The 12,747-nt window shown below is 46.1% G+C and carries 16 protein-coding genes and 2 riboswitches; of the genes, 13 read left to right on the forward strand and 3 right to left on the reverse strand.

Annotated elements, in window-relative coordinates; genetic code table 11:
• Positions 1 to 34 precede the first annotated feature (34 nt).
• Positions 35 to 167: riboswitch (FMN riboswitch) on the forward strand.
• Positions 168 to 258: 91 nt separating this feature from the next.
• From ribD to hslO, 6 genes are read left to right on the forward strand one after another with little or no spacing between them, the layout of a single operon-like run.
• On the forward strand, positions 259 to 1,395 hold the full coding sequence (gene ribD, locus GT1_RS06750; protein ID WP_188398077.1) for a bifunctional diaminohydroxyphosphoribosylaminopyrimidine deaminase/5-amino-6-(5-phosphoribosylamino)uracil reductase RibD: 1,137 nt from the start codon (positions 259 to 261) through the stop codon (positions 1,393 to 1,395).
• Complete coding sequence (locus GT1_RS06755) at positions 1,358 to 2,011, forward strand: riboflavin synthase (RefSeq protein WP_188398078.1); 654 nt, start codon at positions 1,358 to 1,360, stop codon at positions 2,009 to 2,011. Before ribD ends, GT1_RS06755 begins: the two co-directional genes overlap by 38 nt.
• Before the next feature lie 44 nt (positions 2,012 to 2,055).
• A complete protein-coding gene (locus GT1_RS06760) occupies positions 2,056 to 3,273 on the forward strand; it encodes a bifunctional 3,4-dihydroxy-2-butanone-4-phosphate synthase/GTP cyclohydrolase II (protein WP_075755659.1) in 1,218 nt (405 codons plus the stop codon).
• On the forward strand, positions 3,270 to 3,740 hold the full coding sequence (ribE, locus tag GT1_RS06765) for a 6,7-dimethyl-8-ribityllumazine synthase (RefSeq protein WP_198930902.1): 471 nt from the start codon (positions 3,270 to 3,272) through the stop codon (positions 3,738 to 3,740). Before GT1_RS06760 ends, ribE begins: the two co-directional genes overlap by 4 nt.
• Positions 3,741 to 3,753: 13 nt before the next feature.
• Complete coding sequence (yfcE, locus tag GT1_RS06770) at positions 3,754 to 4,311, forward strand: phosphodiesterase (RefSeq protein WP_188398079.1); 558 nt, start codon at positions 3,754 to 3,756, stop codon at positions 4,309 to 4,311.
• Positions 4,312 to 4,328: 17 nt separating this feature from the next.
• The gene (gene hslO, locus GT1_RS06775; RefSeq protein WP_188398080.1) at positions 4,329 to 5,198 is read left to right on the forward strand and encodes an Hsp33 family molecular chaperone HslO; all 870 of its coding nucleotides are present in this window, start codon (positions 4,329 to 4,331) and stop codon (positions 5,196 to 5,198) included.
• Positions 5,199 to 5,385: 187 nt separating this feature from the next.
• On the opposite strand, the gene rpmB is transcribed toward hslO, so the two are convergent.
• Positions 5,386 to 5,577 (reverse strand): 50S ribosomal protein L28, encoded by a 192-nt coding sequence (rpmB, locus tag GT1_RS06780; RefSeq protein WP_075755656.1) that lies wholly within the window; start codon positions 5,575 to 5,577, stop codon positions 5,386 to 5,388.
• Between the two features lie 194 nt (positions 5,578 to 5,771).
• Here rpmB and GT1_RS06785 point away from each other — a divergent pair, with 194 nt between their 5' ends.
• The 4 genes from GT1_RS06785 to GT1_RS06800 all read left to right on the forward strand — a co-directional run bounded on the left by GT1_RS06785 (position 5,772) and on the right by GT1_RS06800 (position 9,293).
• Entirely contained in the window at positions 5,772 to 5,978 is a 207-nt protein-coding gene (locus GT1_RS06785; protein WP_075755655.1) for a DUF1858 domain-containing protein, read from the forward strand.
• An 11-nt stretch (positions 5,979 to 5,989) separates the two neighbouring features.
• Complete coding sequence (gene recG / locus GT1_RS06790; RefSeq protein ID WP_188398081.1) at positions 5,990 to 8,053, forward strand: ATP-dependent DNA helicase RecG; 2,064 nt, start codon at positions 5,990 to 5,992, stop codon at positions 8,051 to 8,053.
• Positions 8,054 to 8,363: 310 nt separating this feature from the next.
• Complete coding sequence (locus GT1_RS06795; protein WP_075755653.1) at positions 8,364 to 8,567, forward strand: hypothetical protein; 204 nt, start codon at positions 8,364 to 8,366, stop codon at positions 8,565 to 8,567.
• A 54-nt stretch (positions 8,568 to 8,621) separates the two neighbouring features.
• Positions 8,622 to 9,293: a TVP38/TMEM64 family protein gene (locus GT1_RS06800; RefSeq protein ID WP_188398082.1), complete on the forward strand. Its 672-nt coding sequence runs from the start codon at positions 8,622 to 8,624 to the stop codon at positions 9,291 to 9,293.
• A gap of 7 nt (positions 9,294 to 9,300) precedes the next feature.
• Here the strand turns inward: GT1_RS06800 and GT1_RS06805 are convergent, their stop codons facing one another.
• Together GT1_RS06805 and GT1_RS06810 are read right to left on the reverse strand one after the other, a co-directional pair.
• Positions 9,301 to 10,101 carry a HipA family kinase gene (locus GT1_RS06805; protein ID WP_188398083.1) on the reverse strand — a complete coding sequence of 267 codons (801 nt, stop codon included), beginning with the start codon at positions 10,099 to 10,101 and terminating at the stop codon, positions 9,301 to 9,303.
• Positions 10,102 to 10,384: 283 nt separating this feature from the next.
• Positions 10,385 to 10,966, reverse strand: coding sequence for a hypothetical protein (locus GT1_RS06810; RefSeq protein ID WP_075755650.1), 582 nt, complete (start codon positions 10,964 to 10,966; stop codon positions 10,385 to 10,387).
• Between the two features lie 225 nt (positions 10,967 to 11,191).
• Between GT1_RS06810 and GT1_RS06815 the strand changes: the two genes are divergently transcribed.
• The 3 genes from GT1_RS06815 to GT1_RS22640 all read left to right on the forward strand — a co-directional run bounded on the left by GT1_RS06815 (position 11,192) and on the right by GT1_RS22640 (position 12,722).
• Entirely contained in the window at positions 11,192 to 11,377 is a 186-nt protein-coding gene (locus tag GT1_RS06815; RefSeq protein WP_075755649.1) for a 2-hydroxymuconate tautomerase, read from the forward strand.
• A gap of 59 nt (positions 11,378 to 11,436) precedes the next feature.
• Positions 11,437 to 11,937: a hypothetical protein gene (locus GT1_RS06820; RefSeq protein ID WP_188398084.1), complete on the forward strand. Its 501-nt coding sequence runs from the start codon at positions 11,437 to 11,439 to the stop codon at positions 11,935 to 11,937.
• 234 nt (positions 11,938 to 12,171) lie between these two features.
• Positions 12,172 to 12,309, forward strand: a riboswitch (cyclic di-AMP (ydaO/yuaA leader).
• A gap of 5 nt (positions 12,310 to 12,314) precedes the next feature.
• The gene (locus GT1_RS22640) at positions 12,315 to 12,722 is read left to right on the forward strand and encodes a 3D domain-containing protein (protein WP_188398085.1); all 408 of its coding nucleotides are present in this window, start codon (positions 12,315 to 12,317) and stop codon (positions 12,720 to 12,722) included.
• Positions 12,723 to 12,747 lie beyond the last annotated feature (25 nt).

The raw sequence follows: 12,747 nt of genomic DNA on the forward strand, positions 1-12,747 counted from the left end.
TAGTAGCTAGAGTCATTATGGTCAAAACTGTATAATGAGCCTTTGGGGCAAGGTGAAAAAGAGAAATCTTTTAATTCCTGACCGGCGGTATAGCCCGCGAGCCGTTTTACGGCTGATTCGGTGAAATTCCGGAGCCGACAGTATAGTCTGGATGGTAAAAGGCGTAATTTAAGCCAATCGGCATTTTCAATTTGCCGATATAAACTGTTGATAGCCCCAAAGCGTATCAACAGTTTTTTTATGTACTGGAGGGCTTCTATGGATCAATATTATATGCGTCAAGCATTGACTATTGCACAGTATGCGGCAGGCAGAACCAGCCCCAATCCGCTGGTAGGCGCCGTTATTGTAAAAGACGGCCGGATCGTCGGTCAAGGCTGGCATCGTCAGGCCGGTACACCCCATGCGGAAATTCATGCTTTGTCCCAGGCTGGCGAACTGGCCAAAGAGGCAACAGTATATGTAACGCTTGAACCGTGTTCGCATCATGGACGCACCGGTCCTTGCGCCGATGCGTTAATTCAAGCGGCAGTTAAGAAAGTAGTCGTCGCTATGCCTGACCCAAACCCGCTGGTAGCCGGCAACGGCCTTAAACGCCTCAGAGCAGCCGGAATTGAAGTGATTGAAGGCGTACTTGCCGCCGAAGCAGCCAAGCTTAATGAAGTATTTATTAAATGGGTATCTACGGGAATGCCTTTTGGTGTTCTCAAAACCGCCATGTCGCTTGATGGCAAAATTGCTGCTCACACTGGTCATTCCAAATGGATAACCGGTGCAGCAGCCAGGGAATATGTTCATACACTCAGGGACACCCATGACGGAATACTGGTAGGTATTGGCACTGTGCTGGCCGATAACCCGGAGTTAACCACCCGCTTGCCGGAAAACGGCAAAAATCCGGTAAGGATTATTGTGGACAGTATGGCATGTACGCCACTAACCGCTAAAGTAGTGACAGACAGACAAGCAGCTACCATTATTGCCGCCAGCGCCCAAGCGCCGGCAGAGCGGGTAGCTGCGCTGCGCAGCCGGGGGGTAGAGGTGCTCCTGCTGGAAAAAATACCGCAGGGCGTTAATTTACAGCAGCTTTTTAAGCTGCTGGCAGAACGCCGTATTACCAGTATCCTGGTGGAAGGCGGCGCAACCATTAATGCGTCGGTTTTGGCTGCCAATCTTATTGATAAAGTACACTGCTTTATCGCTCCTAAAATAATTGGCGGCAAAACAGCGCCAACTCCGGTGGGTGGTACGGGCGCAGACGCTGTGGACCAGTGCATTATGCTTGAAGATATTGCGACCCGGTCAATAGGTGCTGATTTATTACTAAGCGGCTATATAACCGGACGGGAGGGACGAGATGTTTACCGGACTTGTGGAAGAATTGGGGAAAGTTAAAAATATTGCCAGAGGTGCTAAATCAGTCCGCCTGACGGTTTCCGGGCACAAAGTCCTGGAAGATGTTAAGCTGGGTGACAGTATTGCGGTGAACGGCACCTGCCTGACAGTTGTCGATTTCAGCCGTGATTGGTTTACCGCCGATGTCATGCCAGAAACCGTCGACCGCACTGCTCTGGCAGGACTCAAGCCGGGTGACACTGTCAACCTGGAACGTACGCTCCGTGTGGGAGACAGGCTGGGTGGCCATATTGTCAGCGGTCATATCGACGGGGTAGGAACTATTTTAGCCAAAGAACAAAATGATAATGCCGTAATCGTTCGCATTGGCGCCGGCCCGGAAGTAATGCGTTACATTATTCAAAAAGGCTCGATTGCTATCGATGGTACCAGCCTGACAGTTGTGGACTTTGGCCCTGACTGGTTCACCGTATCGCTTATCCCGCACACTGCCACCATGACCACAGTAGGCCTTAAAGCGACAGGCCAGCCTGTTAATCTGGAAGCAGATATTATCGGTAAATATGTTGAAAAGCTTTTGGGCTTCAGCCAGGCTGCCCAACCGGCTGAAAAGATTACCCTGGGATTTTTAGAGCAGCATGGTTTTACACTATAATAATGTTTTATTATACATAAACTGAGGAAACGGAGGCCTTTATTATGAAATTCAACACCATTGAAGAAGCGATTGAAGATTATAAGGCTGGAAAAATTGTTGTGGTGGTTGACGACGAAGACCGGGAGAACGAAGGAGATCTCCTAATGGCGGCTGAGAAAGCAACACCGGAGGCCATCAACTTTATGGCTACCTACGGGCGCGGCCTAATCTGCATGCCAATTATCGGCAGCAGGCTGGATGAACTGGATATCGGCCCAATGGTAGTCGAAAATACCGATAATCATTGCACTGCTTTTACCGTATCCATTGATGCCAAAACAACAACTACCGGTATATCTGCACATGAACGGGCCATGACTGTTCAAGCTGTGCTTGACCGGCAAACAGTGGCAAGCGACCTTAGACGTCCCGGACATATTTTTCCGCTGCGTTACTGCGATGGCGGCGTACTAAGACGGGCCGGCCATACGGAAGCAGCGGTTGACTTAGCCAAACTTGCCGGAATGTATCCCGCCGGCGTTATCTGCGAAATTATGAATGAAGACGGCACCATGTCCCGGACGCCTGAACTGATGGATTTTGTTAAAAAACACGGTCTCAAGCTTATTACCATCGCCGACCTGATTAAATATCGCAAAAAGCATGAACGCTTTATCATCAAAGCAGCCGAAACCAAACTGCCAACCCAATATGGTGAATTTAAACTTATTGCCTACGAAAGCCAGCTTGACAACCAATGCCACGTTGCTTTGGTAAAAGGTGATGTAGCCAATCAACCGAACGTTTTAGTCCGGGTTCATTCAGAATGCCTGACAGGTGACGTTTTGGGCTCACTGCGCTGCGATTGCGGTGAACAGCTGGCCCATGCCCTCAAACGCATTGAAAAAGAAGGGTGCGGTGTATTACTTTACATGCGCCAGGAAGGCAGGGGTATTGGTCTGGCAAATAAAATCAGAGCCTATGCACTGCAGGACAAAGGTAAAGATACTGTCGAAGCCAACGAATTGCTAGGGTTTCCTCCTGATCTTCGAGACTACGGCATTGGCGCACAAATTTTAGCGGATTTAGGTTTAACCAGCATTAGACTGCTTACCAATAATCCCCGCAAACGTGTGGGACTTGAAGGCTATGGTTTAACTATCACCGAACGTGTGCCACTGGAAATGCCTGCCAACAAATTTAACAACAGGTACTTGTCTGCCAAAAAATCCAAACTTGGACATTTATTAAAACAATATGAGGGGGCGCAAAATCAATGAAAACAATCAAAACATTGGAAGGTAAATTAGTTGCAGAAGGACTGAAATTTGGGATTATTACCGCAAGATTTAATGAATTTATTAATAGCAAACTGCTGGAAGGCGCTTTAGATGCACTGAAACGTCATGGCGCAACCATGGAAAATATTGAAGTTGCCTGGGTGCCGGGTGCTTTTGAAATTCCACTTATCGCCCAGAAGATGGCTATGAGTAAAAAATATGATGCTGTCATTTGTCTGGGGACGGTAATACGAGGCAGCACCAGCCATTATGACGTTGTTTGTGCCGAGGTGTCAAAAGGCGTAGCCCATGTCGGTCTGGCCAGCGGTATTCCCACAATTTTTGGCGTGCTTACCACAGATACCATTGAACAGGCTATCGAACGTGCAGGCACCAAGGCCGGCAATAAAGGCTTTGATGCTGCGGTTTCCGCTATTGAAATGGCCAACCTGATTAAAGGACTGTAACACGGAGGGTATTATGAAAATAGGCATAATCAGCGATACTCACGGCTGCCTGGAAACCTGGCAGAAAGTATTTAACCAATACTTTACAGATGCCGATGTGATCATTCATGCCGGTGATGTGCTCTATCACGGGCCGCGTAACAGTATTCCTGCCGAATATAACCCCAAGCAATTGGCTGAAGTACTGAATAATTGTCCGGTACCCATTCTGACAGTCTGCGGCAATTGTGATACAGAAGTTGACGGTATGGTGCTCAACCTGCCTATTCAGTCCCCTTACACCTACCTAATGATAAATGACCTAAGAATAGTTGCAACCCATGGTCATAATTTAACCACAGAAGCCAAGCAGGTTATGGCAAAACGTTTAAAGGCCAGTATATTTATCACCGGTCACACCCATATTGCTGCCCTGGAAAAAATCGAAGACATTATTTACCTGAATCCAGGCTCTCCGGGTATGAGCAAGCGCCCGGACGGGCGCGGCACTATTGCCTGGATAAATGACAACAGAGTTGAAATACTAGATATAGCAACAGGCCAAGCCATTCTGTCGACAGCATTGGCCTAATCGGAGGTTACTGTTCTATGCATGACCAGCTTATCCGGGCAACAGCACCTGGAATCCGCGGTTTTGCCGCGATTACTACCAACCTGACGGAGGAGGCGCGCCGGCGTCACGATTGTTTTCCGGTAGCCGCCGCAGCCTTGGGCCGTACTATGACCGGCGCGGTATTAATGGCTGCCAACCTAAAAACTGCCGAAAGCCTGACTGTCAGAATCTCCGGCGACGGCCCGTTGAAAGAGATTGTGGCCGATGCTTACCCTGATGGCTCAGTACGCGGCTATGTCAGAAACCCATCTGTTGATTTACCGCTAAACAACGGTAAATTGGCTGTCGGCCAGGCCGTAGGAAAGGGGCATATATATGTCACCCGCTTTGTCGGATTAAAGCAGCCGTTTACCGGCAGCGCCGAACTGGTATCAGGCGAAATTGCCGAAGATATTACTCAATATCTTACTGTCTCTGAACAAACACCCTCAAGCGTAGCCCTTGGCGTACTGATAGCACCCGATACTACAGTAGCTGCGGCGGGAGGCTTTTTTATCCAGGCTTTACCCGGAGCCGAAGAAGAGGTCCTTATTAAGGTTGAAGATAATTTACGCCATATACCACCGGTTTCACAAATGGTATATAATGGGCAAGATGCCAAAAGCATCCTGGAAACAGTATTTGCCGGCTTGCCGACAACGATATACCCTGGGACGGACCTAAGCTTTCATTGTCAATGTTCAAGGGAAAGGGTAGAAAACATGCTTGTCAGTCTCGGCACCGAAGAGCTTAAACAGATGATTGCCGATGGAGAAGCCGAAGTCTGCTGCCACTTTTGCAGCGAGAAGTATCGGTTTGATGACCAGGAATTAACAGAAATTTTAAGAGGTATTGAAACTAAATAGGGTAAAAAAATAAGGTGTCTCAATCCAAAGATTGAGACACCTTATTATCCGGTTGCGGTTTTTGCCGGAGGCTCGGCATAAGCCGTATCTTCTTCCTATATATTTATATATAAAGGAGGGAAAAATAAAAGGGACTTGATAATCAAGTCCTTTCTTTGCCATTAAGATAGCGATTAGCGATTAGCGATTAGACCGCGCGTTGGATTTTACCGGAACGCAGACAACGGGTGCATACATTCACACGTTTTACTTCACCTTTAACTAAAGCTCTTACTCTTTGTATGTTAGGTTTCCAGGTGCGCTTGGTTTTAAGGTTGGAATGGCTGACATTGAAGCCGGAACGCTCACCTTTACCGCAAATTTCACAAAGATTTGCCATCTATTTCCACCTCCTGTAAGAAACATCCTCATATACTCAACGTGACCATTTTAGCACAATTTGCTTATGATATGCAAGGCCAAATCACGCTTTTACTAACTTTTTTCATAAATACCTGTCATTTAGTGCCCGTTAGCAGGAATTGCGCGTATTATATTGAAAATAAAAAATAAGTAAATACAGGGGGCTTGACTATGATTAATAAAAGCACTCCAATAATTGAGGCACTCCGCTCACACCAAGAGGCTCGCGAGGTTTTTGCCAAATATGGTATGGGTTGTATCGGTTGCATGGGATCGCTGACTGAAACCATTGAGAACTGTGCCAAAATGCATGATATTGATGTAGAGGCTTTGTTAGCAGAATTAAACTCTCTTTTTCAAGAAATAAACAAATCGTAAGGTGATTTTTATTGCAGAAATTATTGTCGGCAAACATACAATTCCTCAAAGGGGTCGGGCCGGCCAATGCCACGAAGCTTGCTAAACTTGGCATTTTTACGGTTGGCCAGCTGCTTGAGCACTATCCCCGCCGCTACGAAGACCGAAGCAAACTCAAACTTATTGCCGAATTGACTGACGGGCTGCATGAGGCTTTTCGGGCGATAGTGATAAATACTAGTGAACTAAAATCTCACCGGGGATTCAAAATAATTAAGATTGCCGTAAGAGACGGCTCAGGAGTAGCCCAGCTAACCTGGTTTAACCAATCCTATATCAAAAATAAGTATCAGCCCGGCATGGAACTTATTATATTTGGCAAAATTCAGCGACGTCAGGGCGTCATTGAAATCAACAAACCGGATGTCGAGGTTGTTACCGAAAGCAATCAGGGCGGCGGGCAGATTGTACCGGTATATCCGGCTACCGAAGATATACCGCAATGGCAGTTGCGGACATTAATCCAGCAGGCATTACACCGCTTTGCAGATGCTGCAGCTACCGAGCAAGCTGAGACCCTGCCTGACGGTATTATTGCAGGCCACAATTTAATGAATAGGCGGCAGGCGCTGAGCTGCATTCATTTTCCGTCCACTATGGAAGATTTAGCCGCCGCCCGTCGGCGGCTGGTATTTGAAGAGTTATATTTATTGCAATGCGGCCTGGCCTATTTAAAACAAAAAACAAAACAAAACTTTACCGGCGTTAAGCATTCACCTGACGGTGAATTGGTTGCCAAAATATATAAAAATCTTCCCTTTACGCTGACAGGAGATCAAGCACAAACCTTGCGCGAAATCAAGGCCGATATGGAAGATACCACCCCCATGCAGCGCATGGTTCAAGGCGATGTTGGCTCAGGTAAAACAGTTATCGCTGCCATAGCTCTTGCCAAAACCGTGGAAAATGGCTATCAGGGGGCCATGATGGCACCTACCGAAATACTGGCAGAGCAGCATTATCATACACTGGCCAAGCTGCTGGCACCACAGGGTATCCGCCTGGCGGTGCTGACAGGCAAGCTCACCCGCAAAGTAAGAGACGAACTGCTGCAGCAGATACAAGAGGGCATCATTGACATCATTGTCGGCACCCATGCGCTGATTCAGGACGATGTGGAGTTCAAGCATCTTGGCCTGGTGGTGACCGATGAACAGCACCGCTTTGGCGTGCGCCAGCGGGCCCGGTTAGAAGCCAAAGGAAAACAGCCCGATGTACTTATAATGACTGCAACGCCAATTCCCCGGACAATGGCGCTTACCGTCTATGGCGATCTGGATGTTTCCGTCATACGCGAACTTCCGCCAGGACGTATTCCTATTGCTACTTTTTCACGCAGTAATGACCGCCGCAATAAGATCTATGCGTTTGCCGTCGACCAAATTAGAGCCGGCAGGCAAATTTACGTAGTTTGCCCGCTGGTTGAAGAATCAGAAAAGATTGAAACCCAATCGGCGATAAAATTATATAATGAACTATCCACCACTTGCTTAAGCAATATTCCTTGCGGCCTACTGCACGGGAAAATGAAATCACAGGAAAAAGATGCAGTTATGGAGGCTTTTGCCAAGGGTGAAATTAAAGCATTAATTGCAACCACTGTAATTGAGGTTGGCGTTAATGTGCCTAATGCCACTGTCATGGTTATAGAGGGTGCCGAACGCTTTGGTTTGGCACAGTTGCACCAGCTGCGCGGCCGTGTAGGCCGGGGACAGCATAAATCCTATTGCATTCTGTTATCTGACAGCACCAGTGAAGAGACTATGGAACGACTAAAAATCATGACTGAGGTAAATGATGGCTTTATCCTTGCTGAAAAAGATTTGCTGCTAAGAGGGCCTGGTCAGTTTTTCGGTACCCATCAGCATGGTATGCCTGATTTTAAAATTGCCGATATTGTCAGAGATACCGATATTTTGCTTGAGGCTCGCCGGGCGGCCCAGCAGACAGTTTGTTCACCCAAATACTTGGACAGAGTATGGCAATCCTTGCAAAACTGGTATGGAGAAAAATTCAGTATGATATTTTGCCGCTAGGAAGAAAATCTTCACCAAGGCGCGGCGGTCATTAGGCAAAAGCGGAGGTTAAGCGACAACGGCGCAGCGTTGTATGACGGCGGCCCGCGCCGGGTCTTGTGTTGGCGCGTAAAATTTATACATTCTGTTAAAGTAAAAAAAAGCGGCGGCCCGAAGGCCGCCAATTATGGGAGAGGAGAAAATTTACATTACTAATATTGACATTCCAGACCAGTTTTATACATACTTGGTTCAATTTTTCTAAAATATTTTTTGTTTTTTTTTGCTGCTGCGCGCACACTATTAGCAAATAACAGCAAGGAGTGGCAGCATGGACAAAAAATATACGGAAAAACAACTACAGGGTATTGCTGGGGAATGTCAGAAATTTGAACATATTATTGCCGCTATGGGTTATGGTTATTCTCTCCTGAATGTAGCGGAAGACGACTATGTCAGGCGTTGCACTGACTGCGTTCACTGGTTAGATGGTGCCTGCGGCATTTTTAAGCAGGAAATCCTTCAATGGAAATAATCTTGAACAGCGCTGTGATACAGCGCTGTTTTTGAGGGAATAGGAAGGTATCACATGAATAAATTACTGGGCTGGCTGGCTATTATTATTATTATTGTCTTAACCTATATGTGGCAGCCGGAATTCTTTCATAATGCTTATGCGATTATCGAGAAGGGCGATATTGCCGCTTTAGCCGAATACCTAAGATCTTTTGGTCCGGCTTCTATACTTGTCACAATTATTTTATTTGTGGTCATGACTTTTACCATTGTGTTCCCATTTATGATTCTATCCGGTGCAGCCGGTATTGTTTATGGCCTATTTTGGGGAGTAATCATTTCCTGGGTAGGAGAAGTAATTGGCGCTTTAGTTATGTTTATCTTTGCCAGATACTTTTTCCGACAGGCGGTAGAAGGCTGGATAGTTAAAAGCCGGTATTTAAAACAGGTTGACAACTACAGTGCCACTAATGGGTTTAAAGCCTTATTACTTGCCAGGCTTTTGCCACTGGCACCCTCAGGCATCATCACCGCGGTAGCGGCTATTAGTAAGATTTCGTTTAAAGACTTTTTATTGGCAACTGTCCTCGGAAAGCTGCCGCCGGTAATTATAAAAGTAATAATCGGCCATGATATTGTTTTTGCCGGAGAAAATTTAGGCCGGTTGATAGTTGTTACCGTGTTGGTAATCCTTGTATACGGTATTTTGTGGTGGCGTAAAAAAAAGCAGAAAAGCCAAGCATAAACAACAACTACTTGGCAAACAGCCAGCGTCGTCCACCCCGGCTGCGCGGTATAAGCCGGCAGAGTTTCTCCCAGATCGGCCCCACCATATCCCGCCGGAGTTTGGTATAATCTGCCAAAGCCGAACGTTCTGCTTCATCCGGCAGCCATTCATTGGGGATTTCATTCACGATACAGTCAAGCTGCTCATTACTCAGCTTGTTCACTACCTCAAGGTATGGAATAAAGTCTTGTGCAGTAAGCAGGTCCTTAAGTAAAATTCTATAATGCTGGAAATAATACGTTTTTATTTTTGTGCCAAGTTTTTCAAATGAGTCAATCGTCCAGCGGCTGGATCTAAACAAATGCGAATTATCTATCGCATAAATTTTATATTGGTCATTCTCGAGATGAAGTAATAGGTTTTTTTGATTTTTAGCACGGTCTGCATTGTGAAACATATGGTCGAACAATATAATGCCGGCCATTTCCGGTACATTGACAGCCTTGTGCAATCGATTTTTCCCGATATATTCCGCATGTTCCAGATAGCGGGAGCCAAAATGGGGTCCGGGTTCCAAGCCTAACTCCAAGAGGCAGGGATGGGAATTGAGCATTTGTTCATCAATTTCAATGATATCGCTTGGAGGAAAGCACAAATTCATTATCGCACCAAGCTTGGCTGCAAAAAATTCGCTTGCCAATACCCGGGAGCCAAATCGATGGTTCTGGAATTTGACTACATAGATATTATCATCCTGCGCACGAAAAAACTGGGGTGCAGTAACCCCGACGCCCACTTCGCCCAAGTATTCTGTAGCCATTAGCATATTGTCAGCCTCCCCGATAAAGAAAACACGGCTTGTGCCGAGCCTTTGGCGAAGGCAGAAGCCGATGTTGCCCTTATCCTGCTTTTAAGAAAGTTATACTTTCTGTTAGGAAAAAAAGACCCGGTAAAGAAAACACGGCTTGCGCTGAGCCTATGGCGAAAGCGCAAGACGGTGTTGCTCTTATCCAGGCGAAAGTTATACCTTCTATCAGGATAAAAATTTACCGAGTCTTACCTTAGCATTGCATTACCTTGACTCGGTTCACATCACAGCAAAAGTTAAATTAGCATTCGGTGGATCTGGACGCAGATGCTATAGCTGCGAGATTAATAACGGCAGTACTTACTGTATCATCAGAAATTCCCGAAGAGGTGGCCGGCCCGAATATTTCATCAACCGAGATAAAAGCCAATTCATCGTCGACATTGCCAAGGGTTCCTTGAAATATGAAACCGCCAAGGGTTGTAATTACCACATTATCACCAATCATGCGTCTTAGAATGCAAATCAACTCACGGCTCTCTTGCCGTTCGTTGGTTTCGGTTCTTTGTGATACACCGTCGGCACCGGGACAATAATCATTACTAAACGGATTAGTCCTTACTCCTGTAGCTTTTGCAACGATCTGCCAAAGATCAACATGAATAAATTTTGCATCCACAACTTCTCCGCCAGGAGAAAGAATTTCTGCGTTTGACTCCGCTTCAATGGCTGGCGTTAAAAAGGCGACCCGGCAGTCATCAATTTTTTGCAGATTACCAAAATAAACGATTCCGTCGAAGCCAAACAATAATACGTCGGTGTTTAACTCACGCTGAAGCTCCCTAATCAAGCACTCGTTGCGGAGCTCTCTGAATATGCTCATAAGTATGGACCCCCTTCAATATCTAAAATCACAAGGTGTGTTTACTATACTGTATGAGCCATATAATAAAAGTGTTACTCCCACATCATGGCAAACAGGATAGGGGCAGGTAACAGTAGTGCAGACCAGAAAAATGTTTGTTCCTAATTTACATATGCAGGGATTATTACCTTGGGCAACGAAGATGATAGATAGGAAGAAAATCATTTCAAGGAGGGAATACCTATGCCAATTGTACAAATTGACCTGATTGAAGGACGTTCACTAGAGCAAAAACGTGAAATGGTAAAAAAAGTAACCGAAGCTATTGTAGAAACAGCCAAATGCCCGCCTGAAGCCGTAACTATAGTAGTACGCGAAGCTTCTCCCCAGCATATCGGCAAAGCCGGTAAACTAGTATCTGATAAATAATTGTTGAAGCCATTTCGCTTGCGAAATGGTTTCAATTTTAGAAAGGTGGCGCTTCTCCGATGATACCCATACAATTTGCGTTTGAGCTTGAAACTTCGTTAAGCAGACAAATAGAGACATTACATGACACTGCCACCACCGGCACTGTGCCAATACCGGTATTGGGGCTTATCAAAAACTCTCAGACGGAATTTTTAAAACTTTTATCAGCACTCAATACCGGCGAGAGCGACAGTGTTCGATACCCGTCGGTAACGGAGACCCAATTGCTGGGCTCAGACGCGGTCTGGCAGCAAGCTACCCAAAATACAACTGCTGCTAATGCCGGTCTGCAGGAGCTTACTGCTCTTTGGTCGATTTACATTACCATCGACAAATGTGTGCAGTTTTACCAGCAGGCGGCTGTAAACAGCGCACAGCCTCAGGCACGGCTGTTTTTTAGCTCGCTTAGTCATGTAAAAAAAATTCTGCGCAGAAGGCTTGATGGCATTATTCAGATTTACTACAATTATTTTTGGGGAGAGTTAGGGTTTGCGCCGTTTATTTTAGGAAAAGACTAGGTGATGCAAATTTCAAGGTAACATAATAATAACTCTGATGGGGCTGCCATGCTGGTAGTCTCATTTAATTATGTAGCTATATTGCGGTTTCAGCGGCCGGACTTACGCTAGCTCTCAGTTGACATTTATTTATGCGTCCGGACAAGCATAACCTAGGAAAAGCCCGGCTAATAATCAATATCGCCGGATAACTACTTCTAAACATGCTTGCCTAACCGGCGGATATTCTGTAATATATAGGCCATGCCGAATTTCCAGAGAAAAAGGAAAACGGGGGAACCATTTCCGGGGTGAATCCGCTAACAAGCGGTAGGGATTTCCCTTTGTCCCGAACCCGTCAGCTAACCTCGTAGGCATTTAGAAAGGGGTGTTTTACAATGAAAAACATCAAAAAAATTATTTGCAGTACCCTTACCATGGCAGTTTTAACTGCCGCGATTTTACTGCCGCAGGCATTTGCCGCACAGGCTGGCCAACCTGGCTATAAAGCCGTTTTGGACGTAAAAGCTACCGCCTACGCTCCCGGACCGCACGATAACGGTCAATGGGGCAACCTGACTTACCTGGGTACCCAGATACGCCCTGGCGTAATTGCTGTTGATCCCCGGATTATTCCCCTTGGCTCTAGAGTATATATTGAGTTTGCCGATGGCAATACCATGTATGGTGTGGCCGAGGATACCGGCGGCGCAATCAAAGGCAATCGTATCGACATTGCCATGCAATCTGTTGAGCAGGCTTATGAGTTCGGAATTCAGAATGTAAAAGTATATGTTCTTAATTAACAACAATGCCTGGCTTTTGCCAGGC

It is taken from the genome of Sporomusa sp. GT1 (assembly GCF_014634905.1).
Classification (GTDB): domain Bacteria; phylum Bacillota; class Negativicutes; order Sporomusales; family Sporomusaceae; genus Sporomusa; species Sporomusa sphaeroides.

Excerpts from the sequence above, each read along its gene's own strand:
- ribD (WP_188398077.1), top strand. The coding sequence starts at position 259 with ATGGATCAATATTATATGCGTCAAGCATTGACTATTGCACAGTATGCG.
- GT1_RS06755 (WP_188398078.1), top strand. The coding sequence starts at position 1,358 with ATGTTTACCGGACTTGTGGAAGAATTGGGGAAAGTTAAAAATATTGCC.
- GT1_RS06760 (WP_075755659.1), top strand. The coding sequence starts at position 2,056 with ATGAAATTCAACACCATTGAAGAAGCGATTGAAGATTATAAGGCTGGA.
- ribE (WP_198930902.1), top strand. The coding sequence starts at position 3,270 with ATGAAAACAATCAAAACATTGGAAGGTAAATTAGTTGCAGAAGGACTG.
- yfcE (WP_188398079.1), top strand. The coding sequence starts at position 3,754 with ATGAAAATAGGCATAATCAGCGATACTCACGGCTGCCTGGAAACCTGG.
- hslO (WP_188398080.1), top strand. The coding sequence starts at position 4,329 with ATGCATGACCAGCTTATCCGGGCAACAGCACCTGGAATCCGCGGTTTT.
- rpmB (WP_075755656.1), bottom strand. The coding sequence starts at position 5,577 with ATGGCAAATCTTTGTGAAATTTGCGGTAAAGGTGAGCGTTCCGGCTTC.
- GT1_RS06785 (WP_075755655.1), top strand. The coding sequence starts at position 5,772 with ATGATTAATAAAAGCACTCCAATAATTGAGGCACTCCGCTCACACCAA.
- GT1_RS06795 (WP_075755653.1), top strand. The coding sequence starts at position 8,364 with ATGGACAAAAAATATACGGAAAAACAACTACAGGGTATTGCTGGGGAA.
- GT1_RS06800 (WP_188398082.1), top strand. The coding sequence starts at position 8,622 with ATGAATAAATTACTGGGCTGGCTGGCTATTATTATTATTATTGTCTTA.
- GT1_RS06805 (WP_188398083.1), bottom strand. The coding sequence starts at position 10,101 with ATGCTAATGGCTACAGAATACTTGGGCGAAGTGGGCGTCGGGGTTACT.
- GT1_RS06810 (WP_075755650.1), bottom strand. The coding sequence starts at position 10,966 with ATGAGCATATTCAGAGAGCTCCGCAACGAGTGCTTGATTAGGGAGCTT.
- GT1_RS06815 (WP_075755649.1), top strand. The coding sequence starts at position 11,192 with ATGCCAATTGTACAAATTGACCTGATTGAAGGACGTTCACTAGAGCAA.
- GT1_RS06820 (WP_188398084.1), top strand. The coding sequence starts at position 11,437 with ATGATACCCATACAATTTGCGTTTGAGCTTGAAACTTCGTTAAGCAGA.
- GT1_RS22640 (WP_188398085.1), top strand. The coding sequence starts at position 12,315 with ATGAAAAACATCAAAAAAATTATTTGCAGTACCCTTACCATGGCAGTT.